This window comes from Candidatus Sphingomonas colombiensis, from assembly GCA_029202845.1.
Taxonomy (GTDB): domain Bacteria; phylum Pseudomonadota; class Alphaproteobacteria; order Sphingomonadales; family Sphingomonadaceae; genus Sphingomonas; species Sphingomonas colombiensis.
In genome coordinates this window covers 369,285-392,596 of record CP119315.1, presented here as the reverse complement: position 1 = coordinate 392,596, position 23,312 = coordinate 369,285, and the positions used below count along the sequence as shown (strand labels likewise).

The following is a 23,312-nucleotide window of genomic DNA, read 5'->3' as shown; positions in this document are numbered from 1 at the left end:
ACCGCTAAGCGAAGTGACTTAGGATTCCTCGCCGCGATATTTGATTTCGAGATAGCGGCCACGCGTGGCGAGCGAATCGAGATCGCCCTGCGCGAGCTCCTCGGACATCTGGCCGATCTCGCGCTCGATCACTTCCAGCCCTTCGACGAGCTGACGATCCGGCGTCTTGCCGTTGCGCGGGGTCGCGCGCAGCTCGCGCGGCACGCGCTGATAATCGCGGACGAATTCCGGGAGCTGCTCGCCCACCAGACGGCGGATTTCGGCGGTCGCGGGGGTTTCCTCCTGAAGCGCGGCGAGCTGCGCGCCGAGCGTATCGAGCCGCACGCCGATCCGATCGGTCACCGATATCGCGGGCGCGGGAAGGGCCGGGCGTTGCGTATCGAGCCAACGCGCGGTCTGTGACGGGAGCGCGCGGATATCGGCCTGGCGCAATCGCTCCGGCGCGATCGGCGCATCGGCCGGCCAGATCGCGAGCGACAGGGTCGCGGCGAGCAGGAGCGCCATCACCGCCATCGCGCCGAGGATGCCGAGCGGCACGATCAGCCCGATCACCACCGCCGCGACGAGGATCACCGCATCGGCGATCGCGATTCGCGCGAGCCGCCTGGCAAGCCGCTGCGCGCCGCCGCTGCGCCGCCGACGGACCATATTGCCGGTATCGTAGCGCGCGCCGGTGATCCGCTCGTAAGCGGCGCGGGCGGCGGCGATCGTCTGATCGGAGGTGTCGTTCACACCGACTCCAGCTTGAAATTGTCCTGCGGCGCGGCGAGCTGATTCTGCGACGCGCCTTCGGCACGGGCGATATAGCCCTTCGATTTCTCCACCTCGCGGCCGAGCGTATCGACCGTGGTCTTCATCGAATCGAGCGCCTTCATCTTGAACGTGTCGATCGCGTCCATCGTGTCGTAGATGTTCTGGAACGCGCGTTGCAGCGTCTCCAGCGGGATCGCGGACGAGGCGGCCTGTTCGTGGATGCGCGCGGTGTTCGAACGCAGCAGCTTGCCGGTCGAATCGATGATGTTGGCGGTGGTGGTGTTGAGCTGGGTGATCTGATCCAGCACCAGTTTCTGGTTGGTCATCGCCTGCGCCACGGTGACGGCGGTGCGCAGCGCCGATACGGTGGTGGTCGACGCGCGATCGACGCCCTTGATCAGCTCGACATTGTTCTTCTTGACCAGATCGAGCGCGAGATAGCCCTGCACCGTCACCGCCATCTGCGTGAGCAGATCCTGCGTGCGCTGGCGGGCGTAGAACAGCGCCGTCTCGCGGATCGCCTTGGCCTTGGCGGGCTCGGTCGCGTCGAGGTCGTTCGCCTTATCCTCAAGCTTCTGGTCCATCAGCTTGGACAGATGGATCATCTGTTCCAGCCGGCCCATCGCGGACCACAGGTTCGCACGCTCTGTATCGATCGCGGCATTGTCCATCAGCAGCTCGTCCTTGCCCGAGGCGAGGCTGCGCAGGATCGAGGAGATGTGCGTCTGGCTGGACTTATAGGTGTCGAAATAATTGCGCATCTTGTTGCCGAAGGGGATGATCCCGAACAGCTTTTGCGGCGCGCTGAGATTGCCTTTCCGGCCCGGATCGAGATCCTCCACCACGCGGCGAAGCTGCGCCAGATCCTTGCCGACCCCGGTTTCCTGATCCATCGCGCGCACCGGGCGATCGAGGAAGCGGTTGGACTGGCCGGCAGCGTCGCGGATTTCCTTCGCGCCCATGCTGGTGATCGCATCGACGCGCTTGCCGAATTCCGGCGAGTTCGCATCCTGCGTCACCAGTTGCTCGACGAAATGATCGACGCGCTCCTCCAGCTTGGATTTCGTGCCGTCATCGACGGGGACGAGCCCGGCCGCCTGTTCGTTCGCGACGACCGGCACCGGATCGGGCGGGGTCAGCTTCAGCGCGGGCTCGGCGGTGGTCGTCTCAGGGGTGCTCGCCATCATTTCCTCCAGCGGTGCGCGAACATGACGCGCCCGCGCAGCGCATTCAACTGTGTTGCATATGTAACACGCTGGTGATCCGGTTCAACAGGCGTGACAACATGTGCCTGTTATTTCTCGACTGCCGACACCATCACCCCCGACGCGAGCGCGTCGCTTCCGGCGATCTGGAGCAGATAGCGGCCCGGCGAGAGATCGAAATCGACCATCTTTCGGATGCCGCTGCACGCTGGCCCATGATTATGCGCGACCGAGGTGAGCGACTTGCCGTCCCGCACCACGTCCACCCACGCCGCATTGCCCAGCGCCACGCGATAACGGCCCGGCCGCGCCACGAAGAAACCCAGCAAGCCGCCGTTGCTGGCGGGGGCGCCCGCTTTGGCTGGCGGTACGGCATAACTGACCTGCGACGTAGGCAGCAGCGCGACGAGCGCGCTTGAGCCGATCGGGAGCAACGCCTTGCCCGTGTCACGCACGCGCGGGACGCCCGCGATCTGTGTCATTTTGGACCATCCCTCCATTCCGGCGGGCATGGCACATGAAGCGGGAGGCGCGGCGGCGACCGGCGCACCTTGCGCGAGCGCGAATAAAACGGGAAAGAGCATGGGGGCGGGCATATTCGCGCTCTCCTCAACAAAGCATAACGCACCGCCCGATCGCGGCCCGAAAATCACATTGCGCGCTAGCTCTAGTCGCAATGCAGCAAATGCGCTATCGGCGCGCGCAACGCCGCGCGCCCTGCGGCCATTCCAGGAACACCGATGAATCTGCGCAATATCGCCATCATCGCGCACGTCGATCATGGCAAAACCACTCTCGTCGACCAACTTTTCCGCCAATCCGGCACGTTCCGAGACAATCAGCGCGTCGAGGAACGCGTGATGGACTCGAACGATCTGGAGCGCGAGCGCGGGATCACCATCCTCGCCAAGCCCACCTCGATCGAGTGGGAAGGCACGCGGATCAATATCGTCGACACCCCCGGCCACGCCGATTTCGGTGGCGAGGTGGAACGCATCCTGTCGATGGTCGACGGCGTGATCCTGCTGGTCGATTCGGCCGAAGGCGCGATGCCGCAGACGAAGTTCGTCACCGGCAAGGCGCTGGCGCTGGGCCTGCGCCCGATCGTCGTCGTCAACAAGGTCGACCGTAGCGACGCCCGCATCCAGGAAGTGCTGGACGAGGTGTTCGATCTGTTCGTCACGCTTGAAGCGACCGACGAACAGCTTGATTTCCCGGTTCTTTATGCTTCCGGCCGCAATGGCTACGCCTCCACTGACATGGATGCGCGCGAAGGCACGCTGCGCCCGATGTTCGAAACGATCGTCAGCCATGTGCCGCCGCCCAATCTGGATCAGGACGCGCCGTTCACCTTCCTGGTGACGCTGCTGGATCGTGACAACTTCCTTGGCCGCATCCTCACCGGCCGCGTCAATTCGGGCACGGTGAAGCTCAACCAGCCGATCCACGCGATGGATAACGACGGCAAGATCGTCGAGACCGGACGTGCATCGAAGATCATGTCGTTCCGCGGCCTCGATCGCGTGCCGGTCGACGAAGCCAAGGCGGGCGACATCATTTCGATGGCCGGCCTGACGGTCGCGACAGTTTCTAACACGATCTCGGACACCAGCGTTCTCGAGCCGCTCCACGCACAGCCGATCGATCCGCCGACGCTGTCGATGCGCTTCGCGGTGAACGATTCGCCGATGGCGGGCCGCGAGGGCAGCAAGGTGACGTCGCGCATGATTCGCGACCGCCTGTTCCGCGAGGCGGAATCGAACGTCGCGATCAAGGTGACCGAGGCCGCCGATCGCGACAGCTATGAAGTCGCCGGGCGTGGCGAGCTTCAGCTCGGCGTGCTGATCGAGACGATGCGTCGTGAAGGCTTCGAACTCGGCATCAGCCGCCCGCGCGTGCTGTTCGGCGAGGATGAGGACGGCAAGAAGACCGAGCCGTACGAAACCGTCGTGATCGACGTGGACGAGGAGCATTCGGGCACGGTCGTCGAGAAGATGAACCTGCGTAAGGGCGAGATGACCGACATGCGCCCATCGGGCGGTGGCAAGACGCGCATCACCTTCAGCGCGCCGTCGCGCGGGCTGATCGGCTATCACGGCGAGTTCCTGTCCGATACGCGCGGCACCGGCATCATGAACCGGCTGTTCGAGAAATATGGCCCGCACAAGGGCAATATCGAAGGCCGCAAGAATGGCGTGCTGATCTCGAACGGGGCAGGCGAGGCCAATTCCTACGCGCTCGGCCCGCTCGAAGATCGCGGCATCCTGTTCGTCGGCCATGGCGAGGCGCTCTACGAGGGCATGATCATCGGCGAGAATGCCAAGACGGATGACCTTGAGGTCAATCCGATGAAGGCGAAGCAGCTGACCAACTTCCGCGCGAGCGGCGGCAAGGACGATGCGATCCGCCTGACTCCGCCGAAGAAGATGACGCTGGAACAGGCCATTGCGTACATCGACGATGACGAGATGGTCGAAGTGACGCCGAAATCGATCCGGCTGCGCAAGCGCCACCTCGATCCGCATGAGCGCAAGCGCGCGTCGCGGGCCAAGCAGGCGGCCTGATCTTCTCATCCCGTTGCTCCGGCACATGGCCGGAGCGATGGGATGGCGACGAGGTGAAAAAAAGGGCGGGGTGGCTGATGCCATCCCGCCCTTTTTTCGTGCGCTCGTCCGGGAAAAGCCCCGGCGCGAGAGGCCGGGGCGGATCGTGAAGACCCGCCCCGGCTCGCGATCAGTTGAAGCGGCCGGAAACCGACACGCCGATGACGCGCGGCTCGTTGAACACCGCAGCCATATAGTTTTCGATCACGCCCTTGAGGTTCTTCTCGTTGGTGACGTTCCGCGCGAAGGCGGCGATCTCATACTTCTTGTCCGGCGTGGTGAAGCCGGCCTTCAGGCCGAGTTCGAGGTTGCCGTTCGAGTAGAACTCCTTCGTGCGATAGAGCACGAAGTTGGTGTAGCCCTGCACGTTGGCATCGGCGCCGACGAAGAAGTTGCCGCCATTGCCGAGCGGAATGTCATACCGCACCGCGCCGTCGATGTTGAACGTCGGGGCGTTCGGCAGCGAGTTGCCGTTGATCGAGGCGAAATAGTTGTTGCCAACCTTGATCACCGGATCGAGCACCGTGCAAACGACCTGTCCGTTCAGCGCGCAGACCTGTGCGTAAACGCGGCTGTCCTTGATCTTCGAGTGCAGCGCGCTCGCGCCCAGCGTGAAGGTGATGTTGCGGATCGGACGCCACTCGGCTTCCGCCTCGATGCCATAGGCATTGGCGTGATTGGCGTTGAACAGCACGCCGTTGCCGAACTCGTCATTGCCGTTCAGCTGGATGTTCTTCACCGTATAGGCGAAGGCGGTGGCGTTGAAGCGCAGGTTCGACGTGGGCTGCGACTTGAAGCCGGCTTCATACGACATGATCGTTTCCGAATCCGCCGTGGTGAAGGCCGAGCCGAACACTGCCGAACGACCCTGGATCGTCGGGCCGCGGAAGCCGCGCGCGACGCGAGCATAGAGGTTCACGTCCGGATTGACGGCGTACAGTGCCGAGATATCCCAGCTCGGTTCCTTGCCGACGAGCCTGACGTTGCGCGGAGCGTTCGCCGGGAAATTCACCGTCGTGCCGGCAGCATTCATCGCGGCCTGCAACAGCGTCGTATCCTTGCGATCCTCGGTGTAGCGCGCGCCGGCGGTCAGCGTCAGCTTGTCGAGCGTGTAGCTTGCCTGGCCGAACACCGCCCACGACGTGTTGACGTCATGCAGCCGCACCCAGTTGTTCGGGTTGTAGCCCGCGTTGCTCGGCAGCAGGAAATAGCCGCGCTGATAGAAGTCGGTGATGTCGCGGCTGTCGAAATAGAAGCCGCCGAACTGCCACTTGAACGCGCTGTCGCCGTTCGAGGAGAGCCGCAATTCCTGCGTCCACTGATCCAGCCCGCGCAGATAGCCCTCGCTCTGGCCGAAGCCGTTGGGCTGACCGTTGACGGGGAAGTTCGCCGCTGCGCCGCCATCGGTATCGCCACGGCTGAAGCCCGAGGAATGCTCGTAAGCGGTGATCGAGGTCAGCGTCGCGCCGCCGAAGTTCCACGCCGCGCGAACCGACGCGCCCTGCGTCTTGTAAGACTGCGGATTGCCGGCGGCCTCGTCATAGGAAACCACGTTGCGCGGCTCGGCCTGAACGTTGTTCGACCCCTTCTTCAGCGCCCCGCGATGGAACAGCGTCGAGGTGCCGTCATAGTCGCGGACATGGCCCGAAACGTCGATCGAGAAATTGTCGGTCGGGGTGAACAGCAACTGGAGGCGCGCGTTGCGATCGTTGAAGCCGCCCATCTGCTTCTTGCCGCCGGTCGTGCCGTCGGCGCCGACGCCGGTGAAGTTGTTGTCGACCCAATTGTCGCGATGCTGCCACAGGCCGGAAACGCGGAACGCCAGCTTGTCGGCGATGATCGGGCCACCCAGGCCGAGATCGGCCGACACGGTGTTGTAGCTGCCCCACGAAGCGGAGCCGCGGCCTTCCCAGTCCATCGTCGGCTTGTTCGTATCGAACTTGATGATGCCGGCGGTGGTGTTGCGGCCGAACAGCGAGCCCTGCGGGCCACGCAGCACTTCGACCTGCGCCACGTCATAAACGGGGTTTGACTTCAGCACGACATGCTCAAGCACCACGTCGTCCTGGATGATCGATACCGGCTGCGATGCGCCGAGGTAGAAATCGATATTGCCGAGGCCGCGGATGTAGAAGCGCGGGAAGATGCGGCCGGTCGTCGTCTCGACGTACAGGCTGGGCACGCGGCCGGAGAGCGCGAGGATGTCTTCGCCCGCCGCCTGGAAGTTGCGCATATCCGCGCCGCTGACCGCCGCGACCGAAACCGGCACGCGCTGCATGTTCTCGCTGCGGCGTTCGGCGGTGACGACGATCTCGCTCAGGCCATTGCCTTCGGGAGTGGCGGCGGTGTCAGCGGTCTGAGCGTGCGCGGGGGCCGCGAAAACGGCGAGGCCGGCGGTCACGCCCGCGAGCAACGCGGGGCGGAAGCGATGACGAATGGACACGATGGTTCCCTTTTTTTGCTTTTCAGTCTCGCGGGCCGACCCCAGCACGAATGACGCGAAAGGCGCTCGCCCCAAGGGGGATGCGCGCAATTGCGTTCTCCGTTTATGCTGCTGTGGACCTGCTCCAGCGGCGGCTAGTCGCGGTTTGTGTCCGAAAAATGAAAAAGGCGGGCCATTGCCCGCTGCCGGCTCAGCCTTTGGGCGGCGCGGTGATTATTGTCCATTCGGTGTTGCCAACGGGTGACACTGACAGCCGCGACTGGCGGAGCATCGGCAAGTTGGCGAGCGCCGGTTCCGCCTTCATCGCAGCGAGCGTGACAGGAGCGGGGAGGGGGGCGACCGGCTTGATCGCGACCGATACCCAATTGCCTTCCTCGCCATCTTTCTGTGGGCCGCGCGTTACTTCGGCGATGCCGACGGCCGCTTTGTCCTTGCCGCTATGGTAGATCAGCGCGCGGTCGCCGGGGCGCATCGCGCGCAGGTGCGCGGCCGCGGCATGATTGCGCACGCCGTTCCACTCGGTGGCGCCGTCGTTCACCAGATCGTCCCACGAATAGCTCTCGGGTTCCGATTTCAGCAGCCAATACGCCATCGTCGCTCACCTAAACCGGGGGTGAATGTCATATTCCGGCCCCATTCAGCCCGACTCGCCTAGCAAAGGCAACACGGTCGCACCATCGTGCGTTGGTCTGGCGGACCGCAGTATGAGTATTTGGAGGTTCGATATGAACGGCTTTCTGAAAAAGGCGGGCCTCGGGGCGGCACTGGCCGCTACCGCGCTTGTCTCCGCCGCACCGGCTGATGCGCAGCGTTGGGGCGGTTATCGTCATTACGGGCATCGCGGCGGGGACGCGGCTGGCGCGGCAATCGTCGGCGGCATTCTCGGCCTAGGCGTCGGCGCGGCGATCGCGTCGAGCAACCGGGATCGCTATTATGATCGCGGCTATTATTACGCGCCGCCGCCCGAACCTTATTATTATGACGATTACCGGCCTTATTATCCGCGTTGCTGGACCAGCTATCGCTGGGATCCCTATTGGGGTCGCGATGTGCCGGTCAGGGTCTGCCGCTGATCTGGCGCGCAGGCCGAACGAGGTCACGCAGGGACGGCGCGGGTAACCCCCGCGCCGTTTTTGCGTTGGTTCGGCGGCGATGATCCGCTAAGCGCGCGGCGCATGAGCGATACCATTCCCGACCATCTGTCGATCGACCCCCGCAGCCCGTTTTTCCACCGCGACGCGCTGGAGCGCGGCGTTGGCATCCGTTTCAAGGGTGTCGAGCGCAAGGACGTGGAAGAATATTCGATTTCCGAAGGCTGGATCCGCGTTGCGCTTGGCAAGAAGGTTGATCGTCACGGTCGCCCGCTGACGATCAAGCTTACCGGCCCGGTCGAGGCGTGGTTCGAGCGTCCCGCCGAAGACACGAACGAGGGCGAGGAAGCCTGAAACCGGGGATCGCCTGCTAAACGGCGACCCCGATAACGCCGGGGCGGGCTAATCGGCCGCCCTCAAACCCCTCCCGCGCACGGGAGGGGAGCGCCTTATGCGTCCTCCAGCGCCTCGCTCGCCTCCAGCCAGCGTGCCTCGGCGGCATCGATCTGTTCGGTGAGCGCCGCGCGGCGCTTCATCAACTCGGTCATGGTGAGCTTGGCGAGCGCCGGCTCCGCACCGGACGGATCGAACATCGCGCGATCGATCGCCGAGCGCTCACGGGTGAGCTTCGCCAATTCGGTTTCGGCGACCTGGGCCGCCTTGCGCATTGCCTTGGCCGCTTCGCGTTTTTCGGCGGCGGCGCGGCGTTCCTCCTTGCGATTGGCCTTTGAGCCTTCGGTCTTGGGCTCCTTCGCCAGCACCATTGCGACATAATCATCGAGGCTGCCGTCGAATTCATGCGCGGTGCCGCCGTCGACCAGCACCAGCCGGTCCGCGGTCAGCTCCACCATATGGCGATCGTGGCTGACGATCAGCACCGCGCCCTTATAACCGGCGAGTGCCTGGACCAGCGCCTCACGCGCATCGACATCAAGGTGGTTGGTCGGTTCGTCGAGGATCAGCAGGTGCGGCGCATCGCGGGTGATCAGCGCCAGCGCTAGTCGCGCGCGTTCCCCGCCGGACATCTTGCCGACCTTCCCCGTCGCGCGATCCCCCGAAAAGCCGAACCGGCCAAGCTGGGCACGGACCGCCGCCGGCGTGGCGCGCGGCATCACTCGCGTCATATGCGCGAGCGGCGTGTCGTCCGCGTCCAGCTCCTCCACCTGATATTGGGTGAAATAGCCCACCTTCATCCGGTTCGAGGAGGCCATATCCCCCTCCATCGGTGTGAGCTGTGCCGCGATTAGGCGCGCGAGCGTTGTCTTGCCGTTTCCGTTGCGCCCGAGCAGCGCGATGCGGTCGTCAGGATCGAGCCGCAGATTGATCCGCTTCAGGATCGGCGTGTCGCCATAGCCGACGGCGGCGTGATCGAGCGTGATCAGCGGCGGGCGCAGCGGCTCGGGATCGGGGAAATCGAACGACAGCGACGGGTCGTTGGCGACTTCCGCGATCGGCTGGAGCTTCGCCAGCATCTTCGCACGGCTCTGCGCCTGTTTCGCGGTGGAGGCGCGGGCAGAGTTACGCGCTACATAATCCTGCAACTTGGCGCGCTGCGCATCCTGATTGGCGCGGGCGGCCGCTAGCTGTGCCAGTCGCTCGGCGCGCTGCCGCTCGAACGAATCATAGCCGCCGACGTAGAGCGTGGTCTTGCCGCCTTGCAGATGCAGGATGTGATCGACGACATTGTTGAGGAAATCGCGCTCGTGGCTGACCACGACGATCGTCGCGCGATAGGATTTGAGGAAGTCCTCCAGCCACATCACCGCTTCGAGATCGAGGTGGTTCGATGGCTCGTCGAGCAGCAGCAGATCGGGCTGCGAGAAGAGCAGCGCGGCAAGCGCGACGCGCATCCGCCAACCGCCGGAGAAGCTGTCGAGCGGGCGCTGCTGCGCGTCTTCGTCAAAGCCCAGACCGACGAGGATGCGCGCGGCGCGGGCCGGGGCGGCATGGGCATCGATCGCGATCAGTCGCTCGTGAACCTCGCCGATCCGATCCGGGTCGGTCACCGTTTCGGCCTCATGCATCAGGCGCGCGCGTTCCACATCGGCCGCGAGCACCGTCTCGAACGGCGTGGTCTTTCCGGCCGGTGCTTCCTGCGCGATATAACCGACGCGTGCGCCGCGCGGCATCTCGATCGCGCCGCCATCGGGCTCGATCATGCCGGCGATCGCCTTCACCAACGTCGATTTGCCCGCGCCGTTGCGGCCGATAAGTCCGACACGGCTCCCCGGCGGGAGCGAGGCGCTCGCGCCGTCGAGGATCGCGCGCCCGCCAAGGCGGACGGTAATGGCATTGAGGGTAAGCATGCGCGCGCGCCTAGCAGAGTGGGGGCGATCCCGCCAGCGAGCCGGGTTCTGTTCTCGCCCCTCGGTCCGATCCGTCCGCCACCCTCACCCTGGCGTCGTGGTGGCAGGGTGACGGTGAGCGGGGGATTGGGGGCGCAGTTCTTAGTGAACGAACCGCGCCACGACGTCGCGATAGGAGCGGCTGACCTTCACCTGCGCGCCCGAATCGAGCACCAGGAAGCATTCGCCGTTGGTGTGCGGCTTCACCTGCTTCACCAGATCGAGATTGACGATCGTCGAGCGATGAACGCGCTGGAAGCGGCGCGGATCGAGCCGCTTTTCCAGATCCTTCATCGTTTCGCGCAGGACGAGCGAGTTGTCGCCGGTCTTGATCACCATATAATCGCCGGCCGCTTCGATCAGCTCGATCGTATCGACGTCGACCCGGAAAATCTGGCCGCGATCCTTGATATTGATCAGCTTTTCGAAGCGATTCGCGTTGACGTGATCGCCATCGCCGCCAGCGATTTCCGCCGCCGCTTCGGGCGCGTGTTCGGCCAGCGCTTCCTTGAGTTTCTCGGTTTCCTCGGCGCCCTTCTTCTCGCCGATCCGTTGCCGGACGCGATCCAGCGTATCGGCGAGGCGCGCTTCCTCCACCGGCTTCATCAGATAATCGACCGCCTGTGCCTCGAACGCGCGCAACGCATGGTCGGAATAAGCGGTGACGAATACGAACAGCGGGGGCTCTACCTCGAGCAATCCCTGAACGACCGAGAAGCCGTCAAAACCGGGCATCTGGATGTCCAGGAATACAAGATCGGGCTTATGTGTCTTGATCGCGCTGATCGCCTCGCGCCCGTTCTGGCATTTGGCGATAATCTCAACATCGTCATGGGCTTGAAGCCGCAGTTCGAGGCCCTGAATCGCCAACGGTTCGTCGTCGACCAAAATGGTGCGGATGGTCATTGCCTTGGTAGTCTCCAATAGGATCGTCGCGCCCAATTCATTCTGCTCGGCGCGCCGCCTTCATTTATCCACACCCCTGTTGTCTCACTTACTCACTCATTCTGGAACGGGATCTCGATTTCGACCCCGAACCCGCCCAGCGGCATGGCCTGGATCTCGAAACGATGATCCGCCCCATAGGCCTGCGCCAGACGTTCCCTGATATTGGCGATGCCGACACCAGTTGAAAGGCTTGGCCGGTTTTTGGTTCCCTGCAAGCCCGGACCGGTATCGGATACGGCGATCTGCACGCGATCCCCGGCGAGCCGCGCCGTAATGTGGATCTCGGCGCCTTCTTCTTGTGGCGTGACCGCGTATTTGATCGCGTTTTCGACCAGTGGCTGGAGCAGCAGCGAGGGCAAATGCGCCTTCTCCACCGCTGGATCGATATCGAATTTCGGTTTCAGCCGATCCTCGAAACGCATCTTCTCGATCTCGAGATAGAGCTTCAGGGTTTCGATTTCCTGCTCCAGCGTGACGTCAGCGGTCGGCTCATTGGCGAGCGTATAGCGCAGGAACGAAGCGAGGCGGGAGAGCATCGCGTTGGCCCGCTCCGTCTGTTTCAGCAGCACGAGCGTGGAGATCGAATTGAGCGTGTTGAACAGGAAATGCGGGTTTAGCTGATAGCGCAACATGGCGAGCTGCGCGGAGGAAGCCTGCAACTCCAGATGCTGCATCTGATCGATCTGCTCCTCGACGATCAGGTAAAAATTGATCCCGAAATAGAGCGCGGACCAGCCGGCCAGCACGGTGAAATTGAGGAACAGCGCGCCGATCAGCAGTTTTACATCGATGCCCGGCGCAGCGAACTTGATGAAACTGAACGAAAACGTGTCGAGCAGCGCATATAGGAATGTCGCCGCGCCCAACGTCAGCAGCGTCAGGATGATCCCGGCGATGCGCGGGAAGCTGCGATAATAGCCGTATAGCGTCGAGAGCAGCAGGGTGATGCAATAGCCGACGATCGTCTCGACGATATTGGTGACCACGCCCTGCATGGTGAAGCCGTTCGAGATGCTCGAAACGGTGCGCAGGATGAGATAGCCCGACCAGCCGGCCGCCTGGAGAAACCAGAAGGCACGTGCCTTATCCTCGAAGAACGGGCGGGCGAACATCGGAGAAGTTCGCGCCGATACCCCCCCGAATGGGAGCGGGGAGCGCGCGCCGTTTGACGGCGTCGTGCCGGTCGCTGGGGCGGAAAACGTGGTCGCCATCGCCATCGCCTTACACGCCCGATCGCGCCGGTGCAAAGCAAGAGGGCCGCCGCTCCCGAAGGAACGACGGCCCAAAGGCTTGCCGATTGGCGATCGCTTAGAAGGAGAAGCGCGCGCCGATGCGGATCGTGTAGAGCGACTGGTTCACGTAAACCTGATCGGTCGGCTTCACGAAGTCGTTGGTGCCACCCAGCGGCGAGTAGCGATATTGCGCGCACTGCTGTGAGGTGTTTGTCGCGAGTACCGCCGGCAGCCCTTGCGGGTTGTTCGCGGCGGCGGTGCCGACAGGCACGACGCCCTGGCCCGTCACCGTTGCTGTGGTCAGGCACTGCACCTGCGTCACCGCCGCATTGTACGGGAAGACGTATTCACGCAGCTGGCCCCACTTTTTGTTGAGGAAGTTAGTGAAGTTCTCGATGTCGGCGAACACCTGAACCTTCGAGCCGAACAGGCCGGTCGGCAATTCCTGTGCGACGTGCAGGTCGAGACGGGTGAACCATGCCGAGTTGAACGCGTTGCGCGGCGCGACCTTGCCACGGAACTTGCCGAGGCCGGAGGAGTCGATGAACGCATTCAGCTTGTTCTGGTAATCGGTCGAGCTGTACGAAACCAGTGGATCATTCACCAGCGGCACATACATCAGGTAACGATTGCCACCCGTGCTGGTCGCAGTGCTGCGCCCGGTGGTGCCGAACACCGCCGAACGACCCGAGCCGAAATCCTGGAAGGTATAGCTGAACGGGCGGCCCACGCGGGTTTCGCCGAACAGCGCGATCGTGGTCTTGTTGTCGCCGAAGAAGGCATGATCGAACGTCACGCCATATTTGAACATGTGGCGAACCTGATCGTTCGACGTGCCGTACGAAACGTTGTTCGCATCGACGAACGCACCGTTCGAATAATTCGACCCGGCAGTCGAGGAGGTCGCGGGCGACTGATCCTTGATGTCCTGGAAGGTGTAGCTGCCGTAGATGCTCAGCCCCATATCCCACGACTTGTCGAAGCGACCGATCGCGATCAGCGCCCGGCCCTTGTTCGTGTTGGTCATCAGGATGTCGGTGTTGGTGTTGGTGCTGGTCGGACCGTCGATGACGTTCTGATAACGGATGCGACCATCCGGCGTCAGCGCATTCGCCGCCACCGTTACCGGCGTCGAGCGGATGTCGGTGAAGAACACCTGATTGCGGACCTTGGAATACAGGAAGTCCACACCGAGCAGCCAGTTGTCCCCGAGCGGCCCGAGATTGGCGTTATATTCGCCGCTCAGCGTGCCGCGCCACTGCGATGGCGTCTTGAAGTTGCGATCGATCGCGTTGATCGGTGCAGCTGACGAAACCGACGCGTTCGTCAGCAGCGTATTGGCCCCCGCAGGGATCGACTTGCCGGTGACATTGTTGAGGATCGCATCGCCGGTCGGGATGTCGGTCGTCGCACCCGAATAGCCCGTCGCGGTGCGGTTGATCGAGATCGAGTTCGTCAGCACACCGGTGTTCGAGAAGCTGTTCGAAACGTACACGTCCGGCGCGCCGCCGCCGAAAATACCGGCGCCGCCGCGGAAGCTCAGGCGCGGTGCGGGCTTCCAGTCGAAGCCGACGCGCGGCTGGAACAGGCCGATACCACCGATGTTGACCGAGTTCGGGCCGACTGTAACGATCTGGCCGTTCACATAGGCGCCGCCCTGATAACGATTGACGTAGGCCTGGCTCAGCGCCGGGCGGTCATGCTGCGCGAACAGATCGTAACGCATGCCGAAGCTGACGTTGAACGTATCCGAAACGCGCCACTGATCCATGATACCGAAGGTGTAGCTCTGGTAATGGAAGTTCGCCGCCGCGTCGTTGGGGCTCAGCGAGGGGATCGCGTTGCCATAACCGAATGAGCTGGCGCGCCCGGCCTGGAAATCCGCGATCGAGTCGAAATAATAATTGCCCGAGGTGTTCTGCAGGAAGGCGTTGAACACGCTGACGGCCGCCATCTCGCCGAACAGGCGCACGTCGTGATTGTTCATCGTCAGGCGGGCCTGAAGCAGGCCGCCCCAGGTCGTGGTGCGCAGTTCATTGGTCTGGCGCGAGCTGTCCGGACCGAAGGAAACGACTGCGTCCGTGCCGACTTCGGTCGCGCTGCTGCGCTCGCAACCAATCGGTGAAACCGAGGAGTTGATCGCGTTGACGACGCTGTTGGTCGGATTGGTGCAAACGCGGAACTGGGCGAAGCCACGGCCGAGCAGCGGATCCTGGATGCGCTTGTAATTCTTGTAATAAGCGCGCGCTTCGGTCGAGAAGGTATCCGACCAGTCGGAGTTCCACTGGACAACGCCGGTGTGCAGACGGTTGCCCTGAATATAGGCGTTCGACGCCAGGCCGAGGCCCGGGCTGCCGGTGGTGATCGACGAGAAGGTGTTCTGCGTCAGATTGATCGCGTCATTGGCGTAGGTGTAGGTCAACGACAGGCGCTGGCGATCCGACAGGTTGGCGTCGATGCGCGCGACGAGGCGGTCGTCCTTGTCGCCCAGATCATGCAGCACGCCGCCGGTGTTGTAGCCGTATTTGTCCTTGGCGATCTGCGACACCAGATCGACCTGTGCCTGCGTCAGGTTGGGGATTGCGGTGCCGACGTTGTTGTCGACGGGGCCTTCCGCGATCGGGCGGCCGCCGCGCAGACGCTCACCCGCGACCATGAAGAACAGCTTGTCCTTGATGATCGGGCCGGAAAGTTCCGCACCGAAATTCTGGGTCTTGAACGATGGCACGGTGATCGAGCCGGTGGGGATGCCGGGACCGGGCTTGGTGTTCTTACCGACCAGGCCGTTGTCCATGTACGAATAGAAGCCGGTGCCATGGAACTGATTGGTGCCGGATTTCAGCACGATGTTGATCGCGCCGCCCTGGAAGTTGCCTTCGCGGACGTCATAAGGCGCGACCTTCGCCTGGAACTGGCCGATCGCATCGAGCGGGATCGGCGAGCGGCGGCTCGGCAGGCCATCGGTGTTGAGGCCGAAATTGTCCGTGATCGGCACGCCATCGACCGAGAAGCGGTTGTAGCGCGCGTTCTGGCCGGCGAACGAAACAGCGCGGCCGCCCGTGGGGCTGTCGTCGAGGCGGGCGAAGGGATCGCGACGCTCCAGATCGCGGATGTCGCGATTGATCGTCGCGACGTTGGCGATGTCCGCCGCGGTCAGTACGGTCGCGGGGCCCTGCGAGACGGTGCGCGCATTCGGGATCTTCGATGCGGTAACGATGACGTCGTTGTCGGAGCCTTCGGTGCCGAGGTCGATCGGAAGGTCATAGGCCTGCGCGACGGTGGTGTTGATATCGGTGATCTGGGTCTTCGAGTAGCCCGTCGCCGATACGGAGACCGTATAAGGCCCGCCCGGACGAAGCCCGTTGGCGATGAAGCCGCCGTTGCCGTCGGTCACGGAAGTGCTGGTCGTGCCGGTCGGCACGTTCACGATCGTCACGGTCGCGCCCGCGATCGGGGCGCCGCCCGATGTTACCGAGCCGCGAATCGTCGAAGTGGTTTCCTGTGCCATGGCCGCAACCGGCACGAGGAGCGCAGCCGCAGCCACGCCCAGAAACAGGTTATTACGCATCGTCTAAAGTCCCCTTTTGAGCCTATGCTCAGGTTCCCGGCGGTTCCCTGACCGTCCGCCGAGCCCGTGCCCCCGCATTATTAAGCTTCAATGACAGTCGCGAGTCGATTCGGATTTAATGTTCGACTCACATCATGATGCGTTGCAAAAAGGCGACACTTCGGGCGCGGAATCAGCCGGCGGCGGCCACGATTGCCTGCCAGCCGGCCTCATCGACCACCTTGATACCCAGTTCGGCGGCTTTTTTTGCTTTCGATCCCGCGCCGGGGCCGGCGACGAGCAGATCGGTCTTTGCCGAAACCGACCCGGAGACGCGCGCGCCGAGCGATTCGGCCTGCGCCTTCGCCTCGTCGCGACTCATCGTTTCCAGCGTGCCGGTGAAGACGACCGTTTTCCCCGATACCTCCGACGCGCGGGTTTCGTGGATCACCTCTGCCGGGGTCACTTGCGTCAGCAGATCGGCGACGGCGGCGTCATTCTGCTCCTCGGCGAAGAAATCGATCAGCGCCAGCGCGACCTCGGGGCCGACCTGCTTGGTGTCGGCGATCGCGGCGAGTTCCTTTGCGGTGCGCTGGAGCAATTTGTCATCGCTCTCGCCGATCGCCTGAAGCATCGCATCGCGCCGCTCGATCCCCGTTTGCACCATCTGACGGAACGCGGGCCAGCTCTGCCAGCGACGAGCGAGATCGCGCGCGGTCACCTCGCCGATATGGCGGATGCCGAGCGCGAACAGCAGCCGATCTAGCGGCGGATTGCGTTTGGCGTCGATCGCCGCGATCAGATTGCGCGCCGATACCTCGGCCCAGCGTTCGCGGGCGAGAAGCTGTTCTTCGGTCAGCCGGAAGATGTCGGCGGGTGTCGCGATCAGGCGGTCGGCGAAGAAATTTTCGATATTGGTGATGCCCAGCCCCTCGATATCGAGCGCGTGGCGCGAGGCGAAGTGGCGTAACCGCTCAACCTGCTGCGCCGGGCAGACGAGGCCGCCGGAGCATCGCCAGTCGACCTCGCCCGGCTCGCGGACCGCTTCGGAATGGCATTCCGGGCAATGGGTGGGGAAGGGCCATGGCGCGCGGCCTTCCTCGCGGGACAGATTTTCCACGATCTGCGGGATCACGTCGCCGGCGCGCTGGATCACCACGCGGTCGCCGGGATGCGCATCGAGCCGCGCGATCTCATCGCCATTGTGCAACGTCGCGTTGGAGACGACGACGCCCCCTACGGTCACCGGCGTCAGGCGGGCGACGGGGGTGAGTTTGCCGGTGCGGCCGACCTGAATATCGATCGCCTCGATCGTGGTCTGTGCGCGTTCGGCGGGGAATTTGTGCGCGATCGCCCAGCGCGGCGCGCGCGCGACGAAGCCCAGCCGTTCCTGCCAGTCGAGCCGGTCGATCTTGTAGACCACACCATCGATATCGAACGGCAGTTCGGCACGCATAGCTTCGATCGCGCGATATTGCGCCAGAGCTTCGGCGGCGCCACCGACGCGGACGAAGCCGTCGGCGACCGGAATGCCCCATGTCCGGATCGCGGCGACCACCTCGGCCTGCGTTTCACCGGGCAGCGCGGAAACCTCGCCCCAGCCATGTGCGAGGAAGCGCAGCGGACGGCTGGCGGTGACGGAGGCGTCCTTCTGGCGCAGCGAACCAGCGGCGGCGTTGCGCGGGTTGGCGAACTGGCGAGCTTCCTTGCCGACCTCCGCTGCTTCCGCCGCGAGCCGAGCATTGAGCGCCGTGAAGTCGGCCTTCGCCATATAGACCTCGCCACGCACCTCGAACAACTCGGGGGCGCTGGCGGGCAAAGTTTTCGGAATGTCGGCAATCGTCGCGACATTGGCGGTAACATCCTCGCCGGTCGTGCCGTCGCCACGGGTCAACGCGCGCACCAGCCGGCGGCTTTCGTAGCGTAGGGAGCAGGACAGGCCGTCGATCTTCGGCTCGGCCGTAAGCGCGACGGGCGTGTCGTCCGAAAGCCGGAGGAAACGGCGCACGCGGGCGACGAATTCCTCGACCTCCTCGTCCGAAAAGGCGTTGTCGAGGCTGGTCATCGCTTTGGCGTGCCGCACCTTGGCGAGATGCGAGGCAGGCGCGGCGCCGATCAGGCGGGACGGTGAATCCGTGCGGATCAGGTGCGGGAAGGCCGCCTCGATCGCATTGCTGCGGCGGACGAGCGCGTCATAGTCCGCGTCGGAAATCTCCGGCGCGTCCTCGGTATGATAACGGCGGTTGTGATAGGCGATTTCGCCGGCCAGTCGCTCCAGTTCGGCGGCGGCTTCGGCGTCGGTAGTGGGGAGGGCGCTCATGCGGCGCCCCCTAGCCCGTCCGCCCCCCGTTTGTCGAAGGGCGAACGGGCCGTTGGCGATCCGTTAGGGCTGTTCGCCGACGGGCGCGACATATTCGCCCATGTCCTTGCCCTCGATCTCATCGAGGCCCTTGTAGAGCCGCGAATTGTGCATGCCGTACACGAAGTAGAGCACGATCGCGGCGCCCGAATACCAGGCGAAGAAAATCAGCACCCGCGTCTCGACCGTGAAAATCAGGCCGAAGCAGAACAGGATGCCGAGCGCCGGCAGCACCGGATAGAGCGGTACACGGAAACCGCGTGCCAGATTCGGGTGCGAACGACGCAGGTAGATCACCGTCAGACAGACGATGCCGAACGCGGCCAGCGTGCCGACCGAGGTCATGTCGCCGAGCGTGTTGATGTCGAAGAAGCCCGCCGCGCAGGCCACGATCATCGCGACGAGGATCGTGTTGACCCACGGCGTCTTGAAGCGCGGATGGACGGTGGCGAACACGCGCGGCAGCAGGCCGTCACGCGCCATCGTGTAGAAGATGCGCGTCTGGCCATACATCAGCACGAGCACGACGGAGGTGAGGCCGACGATCGCGCCGATCTTGATGATCTTCGCGAACCAGCTCCATTGCGGGCCGAGCGCATCGACCGCGACCGCGACGGGATCGGGCACGTTGAGCATCTTGTAGTTCACGATCAGCGTCATCGTGACGGAGACCAGCATGTAGATCACGGTGCAGATCACGAGGCTGCCGATGATGCCGATCGGCATGTCGCGCGCAGGGTTCTTCGCTTCCTGTCCGGCGGTGGAGACCGCCTCGAACCCGATATAGGCGAAGAACACGATCGACGCGGCGCGCATGATGCCGCCCCAGCCGAATTCACCCTTTTCGCCCGAGGGCGGCGGGATGAACGGATCCCAATTCGCTTTCAGCGTGCCGAAATTCTGGATCACGAACCAGCCGACGATCAGGATGAAGGCGATGATCACCGTCATCTTCACCAGCACGATCGCGTTGTTCACCTTCGCGCTCTCGCTCACGCCGACGACGAGCAATGCGCCGAGAACGGCACAGATCGCGAAGGCGGGAAGATTGAACAGATAGGTGAGCGGCGCGCCGTTGGCGCCAAGCACCGCCGCGCCGTTCGCCATGATCGCGTGCCCGCTCGGGCCGGTCAGTTCGACGGGGATGACGATGTTATAATCGCGCAGCAGCGATACGACATATCCGGACCAGCCGACCGCCACGACGGATGCGGCAAGGCCGTATTCGAGCAGCAGGAGCGCCCCCATCACCCAGGCGGCGAACTCGCCGATCGTGGTGTAGGAATAGGTATAGGCGGATCCCGAAACCGGGAGCGTCGACGAAAGCTCGGCATAGCACAGGCCGGCAAGCCCGCAGATGATGCCCGCGACGACGAATGAGATCAGCACCGCCGGCCCGGCATGGAGCGCGGCTGCGTTACCGGTGCGGACGAAGATGCCTGCGCCGATGATACAGCCGATGCCGAGGAACACGAGATTGGCGGCGCTCAACGTTCGCTTGAGCTCGCTTGCCTGTGTCTCGCGCTGAACCTGCTCCACTGTTTTGCGAAGCAGCATCCGCCCGATAAGACCTTCCACGGGTCTAGTTGCCATAATCCTCCCTCGACCGCCCCCCAGGCGGCCAAATACGTTAATTGACGGAACCTAGCCGCGAATGGCCCATCCGCAAAGTCTCAACATGCCCGGAATGCGGTCAGCGACGGCTGTCGTTCTGCACCAGCATCGGCCCGAGCGGCCGGCCGGCGAGGATGTGGACGTGAAGGTGCGGCACCTCCGCATGCGAATCGAGCCCGGTATTGGCCAGCAGGCGATAACCCGGCGCGACCAGGCCCTGATCGCGCGCCACCTTGCCGATGGCGCGGATGAAACCGGTGATTTCGCTATCCGGCGCCCTGGCGGTGAAATCATCCCAGGAGACGTATTTCCCCTTGGGGATCACAAGGATATGCGTTGGCGACCACGGCGCGATATCGTGAAAGGCGAGCGCGAACTCATCCTCATAAACACGACGCGAGGGAATTTCGTCGCGCAGGATTTTCGCGAAGATATTCTGGTCGTCATAGGGCTGGGTGGCGTCGACGGCCATGATGGCGGCTCCTATTCGGGGCGGAAGGAAAGGGGGCGGCCGGCTTTTTCGTCGTGACCGGACTGGCCCTCGCGCCGTTCCAGCTCTCGCCGCACATCGTTCAGACTGAGGTCCGCATCGGCGAGCAGGACGATCAGGTGGAAAATCAGGTCCGCCGCTTCGGGGATGATCTTCGCATCGTCGCCGGAACAGGCGGCGATCACGGTTTCGATCGCTTCCTCGCCCAGTTTTTGCGCGATTCTGTTCCGCCCCTGAAAGAACAGGCTGGCGGTATAGGATTTCATTGCCGCGGCGTCTTTGCGCGCGCGGATCGTCGCCTCAAGGCGGTCGAGCGTATCGTCGGCCATGGCGGCAGCGGTGCCGTGTGGCGCGCGCGCGGTCAACCGTCCGGCGGACCTTTTCGCATCCGACGACGCAAAGCGCGGCGAGTCAGCCACACCGCCAGTATCGCGACGACAAACAGCGCGATGTCCGAAAGCTCGGGTGCGGTGCGCGGGCGGACGGCGCCGGTGTGGGCGCCATCGCCGGTCGTCGCGAGGATCGTGAACGATGGCATCGGGCGTTTCTAACGCCAGAGCGAGGAGACCCGCTCCGCCGCGCTCCGCCATTCGATGCCGCGTTCGGCAAGCCACGCGTCGTCATAATAGGTGCAGCCGTAGCGCTCTCCGCCATCGCACAGCAGGGTGACGATGCTGCCCCGCTCGCCGGCGACGGCCATTTCCTCCACCAGTTGCGTGCAGGCCCACAGGTTGGTGCCGGTGGAGCCGCCGACGCGCCGGCCAAGCCGATCGGACAGCGCGCGCATCGCGCCGACGCTCTCGGCATCGTCCACTGCGATCATCCGGTCGATCACGCCGGGCACGAAGCTCGGCTCGACGCGCGGGCGGCCGATGCCTTCGATGCACGAGGCGCAACCCTCCGGAAGCTGCGAAACGCTCCTGTCCGCATAATGCTGATGAAATACGGAATGGATCGGATCGGCGACGAGCAAACGTGTGGCGTGGCGCTGATAGCGGATGAACCGGCCGATCGTGGCGGAGGTGCCGCCGGTCCCGGCGCCGCAGACGACCCAATCGGGGATCGGCCGTTCCTCGCGCGCCATCTGCGAGAAGATGCTTTCGGCGATATTGTTGTTGCCGCGCCAGTCGGTCGCGCGCTCGGCATAGGTGAACTGGTCGATATAATGGCCGCCGGTTTCCGCCGCGAGCCGCTGCGCCACGTCATAGACCGTGCGAGGATCGTCGACGGTGTGAATCTCGCCCCCCTCGAAGCGGATCGCGTCGAGCTTGGGCGCGGCCGTCGTTGCGGGCACCACCGCGATGAAGCGCAGCCCGAGCATCCGCGCGAAATAGGCTTCGCTCACCGCGGTCGAGCCGGACGATGCCTCGATCACGCAGGTGTTCGGCCCGATCCACTCATTACACAGCGCATAAAGGAACAGCGAGCGCGCGAGACGGTGCTTCAGGCTGCCCGTCGGATGTGAGCTTTCATCCTTCAGATACAATGTGATGCCGGGATAGCGCGGCAGATCCACGCGGATCAGGTGCGTATCGGCGGAGCGGTTGAAATCGGCCTCGATCCGCCGGATCGCCTCGGTCAGCCACACGCGATGTTCTGCCGAATCCCGCACGACGTCGCGGTGTGGAACGATTGGGGACGGCGCGTTCATGGTCGATGCTTTCGGGAGCCCGTGGATGTTACGGGGGCTAAGTGCGCGGCTTTGGCGGCCATGTCCACCATCGCCTGCCAGCGCACTTTGCCCTAGGGGGGAAGGGGCCTGAGATGGGAAAGACGAGTGACTGACAATAATCCGGCGAACGGCGCGCGCACCGATTTTTCTGATGCCATGTCCTATGGCGATTACCTGGGGCTCGAACGCATCCTTGATGCGCAGCACCCGCTTTCCACCGCGCACGACGAGATGCTGTTCATCATTCAGCATCAAACATCGGAATTATGGATGAAGCTCGCGGTTCATGAACTGACGAGCGCGGTCGCCGCGATCCGCGCGGATCGGTTGCCGCCGGCATTCAAGATGCTGGCGCGGGTCGCGCGGATCTTCGAGCAGCTCAACAGCGCGTGGGATGTGCTGCGCACGATGACGCCGAGCGAATATACCGAGTTCCGCGCCTCGCTCGGCCAGTCGTCCGGCTTCCAGTCCTGGCAATATCGCGCGATCGAGTTCCTGCTCGGCAACCGCAACATGACGACGCTTTCGGTGCACGCCCATCGGCCGGAGGTGATGGCCGGGCTGGAAGCGATCCTTGCCGCCCCGAGCCTCTATGACGAGGCGCTGATGCTGGTCGCGCGGCGCGGGATCGACGCCGGTGAGCTTGCGCGGGACTGGCGGACGCAGCGCGGGTGCGATCCGGCGGCGATCGCGGCGTGGCGGCGTATCTATGAGGCGCCGGAGAAATATTGGGATTTGTACGAGCTGGCCGAAAAGCTGGTCGACCTTGAAGACTATTTCCGGCGCTGGCGATTCAATCACGTCACCACGGTGGAGCGGATCATCGGGCTGAAACGCGGATCGGGCGGCACCGCTGGTGCGGCCTATCTTCGCAAGATGCTGGAGGTGGAGTTGTTCCCGGAACTGTGGCGGGTGCGCACCGAATTGTAGCGCCGGCGCCCTGCGGGGGGCGTGTTGGTGTATTATGCCGATATAACGCATGTTTCGCCAATATTCGGCGTCTCGTTAGT

At 63.8% G+C, this 23,312-nt stretch carries 19 protein-coding genes; 4 read left to right on the top strand and 15 right to left on the bottom strand.

Annotated elements, in window-relative coordinates:
- Window positions 1-18 precede the first annotated feature (18 nt).
- The 3 genes from P0Y64_01830 to P0Y64_01820 form a co-directional block, all read right to left on the bottom strand.
- The gene (locus tag P0Y64_01830) at window positions 19-732 is read right to left on the bottom strand and encodes a hypothetical protein (GenBank protein WEK43596.1); all 714 of its coding nucleotides are present in this window, start codon (window positions 730-732) and stop codon (window positions 19-21) included.
- Window positions 729-1,937 carry a toxic anion resistance protein gene (locus P0Y64_01825; GenBank protein ID WEK43595.1) on the bottom strand — a complete coding sequence of 403 codons (1,209 nt, stop codon included), beginning with the start codon at window positions 1,935-1,937 and terminating at the stop codon, window positions 729-731. Before P0Y64_01825 ends, P0Y64_01830 begins: the two co-directional genes overlap by 4 nt.
- A 110-nt stretch (window positions 1,938-2,047) precedes the next feature.
- Window positions 2,048-2,440: a homogentisate 1,2-dioxygenase gene (locus P0Y64_01820; protein WEK43594.1), complete on the bottom strand. Its 393-nt coding sequence runs from the start codon at window positions 2,438-2,440 to the stop codon at window positions 2,048-2,050.
- Window positions 2,441-2,698: 258 nt separating this feature from the next.
- On the opposite strand from P0Y64_01820, the gene typA reads away from it, so the two are divergent.
- Window positions 2,699-4,522 (top strand): translational GTPase TypA, encoded by a 1,824-nt coding sequence (gene typA / locus P0Y64_01815; GenBank protein ID WEK43593.1) that lies wholly within the window; start codon window positions 2,699-2,701, stop codon window positions 4,520-4,522.
- Between the two features lie 169 nt (window positions 4,523-4,691).
- Here the strand turns inward: typA and P0Y64_01810 are convergent, their stop codons facing one another.
- Window positions 4,692-7,004, bottom strand: coding sequence for a TonB-dependent receptor (locus P0Y64_01810; GenBank protein WEK43592.1), 2,313 nt, complete (start codon window positions 7,002-7,004; stop codon window positions 4,692-4,694).
- 190 nt (window positions 7,005-7,194) lie between these two features.
- The gene (locus tag P0Y64_01805) at window positions 7,195-7,596 is read right to left on the bottom strand and encodes an EVE domain-containing protein (protein ID WEK43591.1); all 402 of its coding nucleotides are present in this window, start codon (window positions 7,594-7,596) and stop codon (window positions 7,195-7,197) included.
- A gap of 133 nt (window positions 7,597-7,729) precedes the next feature.
- On the opposite strand from P0Y64_01805, the gene P0Y64_01800 reads away from it, so the two are divergent.
- Together P0Y64_01800 and P0Y64_01795 are read left to right on the top strand one after the other, a co-directional pair.
- The gene (locus tag P0Y64_01800) at window positions 7,730-8,077 is read left to right on the top strand and encodes a hypothetical protein (GenBank protein ID WEK43590.1); all 348 of its coding nucleotides are present in this window, start codon (window positions 7,730-7,732) and stop codon (window positions 8,075-8,077) included.
- A gap of 102 nt (window positions 8,078-8,179) precedes the next feature.
- On the top strand, window positions 8,180-8,449 hold the full coding sequence (locus P0Y64_01795; protein ID WEK43589.1) for a DUF3297 family protein: 270 nt from the start codon (window positions 8,180-8,182) through the stop codon (window positions 8,447-8,449).
- A gap of 95 nt (window positions 8,450-8,544) precedes the next feature.
- Here P0Y64_01795 and P0Y64_01790 read toward each other — a convergent pair whose 3' ends face one another.
- The 10 genes from P0Y64_01790 to P0Y64_01745 all read right to left on the bottom strand — a co-directional run bounded on the left by P0Y64_01790 (window position 8,545) and on the right by P0Y64_01745 (window position 22,281).
- Complete coding sequence (locus P0Y64_01790) at window positions 8,545-10,401, bottom strand: ABC-F family ATP-binding cassette domain-containing protein (protein ID WEK43588.1); 1,857 nt, start codon at window positions 10,399-10,401, stop codon at window positions 8,545-8,547.
- 141 nt (window positions 10,402-10,542) lie between these two features.
- Window positions 10,543-11,346: a LytTR family DNA-binding domain-containing protein gene (locus tag P0Y64_01785; GenBank protein WEK43587.1), complete on the bottom strand. Its 804-nt coding sequence runs from the start codon at window positions 11,344-11,346 to the stop codon at window positions 10,543-10,545.
- A gap of 92 nt (window positions 11,347-11,438) precedes the next feature.
- On the bottom strand, window positions 11,439-12,500 hold the full coding sequence (locus tag P0Y64_01780; protein ID WEK44942.1) for a histidine kinase: 1,062 nt from the start codon (window positions 12,498-12,500) through the stop codon (window positions 11,439-11,441).
- A gap of 196 nt (window positions 12,501-12,696) precedes the next feature.
- On the bottom strand, window positions 12,697-16,188 hold the full coding sequence (locus tag P0Y64_01775) for a carboxypeptidase regulatory-like domain-containing protein (protein ID WEK43586.1): 3,492 nt from the start codon (window positions 16,186-16,188) through the stop codon (window positions 12,697-12,699).
- A 172-nt stretch (window positions 16,189-16,360) separates the two neighbouring features.
- Window positions 16,361-18,487, bottom strand: coding sequence for an NAD-dependent DNA ligase LigA (gene ligA / locus P0Y64_01770; GenBank protein WEK43585.1), 2,127 nt, complete (start codon window positions 18,485-18,487; stop codon window positions 16,361-16,363).
- Between the two features lie 63 nt (window positions 18,488-18,550).
- Complete coding sequence (locus P0Y64_01765; protein ID WEK43584.1) at window positions 18,551-20,119, bottom strand: amino acid permease; 1,569 nt, start codon at window positions 20,117-20,119, stop codon at window positions 18,551-18,553.
- Window positions 20,120-20,219: 100 nt separating this feature from the next.
- Entirely contained in the window at window positions 20,220-20,612 is a 393-nt protein-coding gene (locus P0Y64_01760; GenBank protein ID WEK43583.1) for an HIT domain-containing protein, read from the bottom strand.
- A gap of 11 nt (window positions 20,613-20,623) precedes the next feature.
- The gene (locus tag P0Y64_01755) at window positions 20,624-20,959 is read right to left on the bottom strand and encodes a phosphoribosyl-ATP diphosphatase (protein ID WEK43582.1); all 336 of its coding nucleotides are present in this window, start codon (window positions 20,957-20,959) and stop codon (window positions 20,624-20,626) included.
- A gap of 32 nt (window positions 20,960-20,991) precedes the next feature.
- Window positions 20,992-21,168 (bottom strand): hypothetical protein, encoded by a 177-nt coding sequence (locus P0Y64_01750; GenBank protein ID WEK43581.1) that lies wholly within the window; start codon window positions 21,166-21,168, stop codon window positions 20,992-20,994.
- Window positions 21,169-21,177: 9 nt separating this feature from the next.
- On the bottom strand, window positions 21,178-22,281 hold the full coding sequence (locus P0Y64_01745; GenBank protein ID WEK43580.1) for a PLP-dependent cysteine synthase family protein: 1,104 nt from the start codon (window positions 22,279-22,281) through the stop codon (window positions 21,178-21,180).
- Between the two features lie 177 nt (window positions 22,282-22,458).
- On the opposite strand from P0Y64_01745, the gene kynA reads away from it, so the two are divergent.
- A complete protein-coding gene (gene kynA / locus P0Y64_01740) occupies window positions 22,459-23,232 on the top strand; it encodes a tryptophan 2,3-dioxygenase (GenBank protein ID WEK44941.1) in 774 nt (257 codons plus the stop codon).
- Window positions 23,233-23,312: the final 80 nt, after the last annotated feature.

Coding starts and splice junctions, on each gene's coding strand:
- kynA (WEK44941.1), top strand. CDS start 22,459: ATGTCCTATGGCGATTACCTGGGGCTCGAACGCATCCTTGATGCGCAG.
- P0Y64_01755 (WEK43582.1), bottom strand. CDS start 20,959: ATGGCCGACGATACGCTCGACCGCCTTGAGGCGACGATCCGCGCGCGC.
- P0Y64_01790 (WEK43588.1), bottom strand. CDS start 10,401: ATGCTTACCCTCAATGCCATTACCGTCCGCCTTGGCGGGCGCGCGATC.
- P0Y64_01780 (WEK44942.1), bottom strand. CDS start 12,500: ATGTTCGCCCGCCCGTTCTTCGAGGATAAGGCACGTGCCTTCTGGTTT.
- P0Y64_01785 (WEK43587.1), bottom strand. CDS start 11,346: ATGACCATCCGCACCATTTTGGTCGACGACGAACCGTTGGCGATTCAG.
- P0Y64_01745 (WEK43580.1), bottom strand. CDS start 22,281: ATGAACGCGCCGTCCCCAATCGTTCCACACCGCGACGTCGTGCGGGAT.
- P0Y64_01805 (WEK43591.1), bottom strand. CDS start 7,596: ATGGCGTATTGGCTGCTGAAATCGGAACCCGAGAGCTATTCGTGGGAC.
- ligA (WEK43585.1), bottom strand. CDS start 18,487: ATGAGCGCCCTCCCCACTACCGACGCCGAAGCCGCCGCCGAACTGGAG.
- P0Y64_01795 (WEK43589.1), top strand. CDS start 8,180: ATGAGCGATACCATTCCCGACCATCTGTCGATCGACCCCCGCAGCCCG.
- P0Y64_01820 (WEK43594.1), bottom strand. CDS start 2,440: ATGACACAGATCGCGGGCGTCCCGCGCGTGCGTGACACGGGCAAGGCG.
- typA (WEK43593.1), top strand. CDS start 2,699: ATGAATCTGCGCAATATCGCCATCATCGCGCACGTCGATCATGGCAAA.
- P0Y64_01800 (WEK43590.1), top strand. CDS start 7,730: ATGAACGGCTTTCTGAAAAAGGCGGGCCTCGGGGCGGCACTGGCCGCT.
- P0Y64_01750 (WEK43581.1), bottom strand. CDS start 21,168: ATGCCATCGTTCACGATCCTCGCGACGACCGGCGATGGCGCCCACACC.
- P0Y64_01760 (WEK43583.1), bottom strand. CDS start 20,612: ATGGCCGTCGACGCCACCCAGCCCTATGACGACCAGAATATCTTCGCG.
- P0Y64_01825 (WEK43595.1), bottom strand. CDS start 1,937: ATGGCGAGCACCCCTGAGACGACCACCGCCGAGCCCGCGCTGAAGCTG.
- P0Y64_01775 (WEK43586.1), bottom strand. CDS start 16,188: ATGCGTAATAACCTGTTTCTGGGCGTGGCTGCGGCTGCGCTCCTCGTG.
- P0Y64_01765 (WEK43584.1), bottom strand. CDS start 20,119: ATGGCAACTAGACCCGTGGAAGGTCTTATCGGGCGGATGCTGCTTCGC.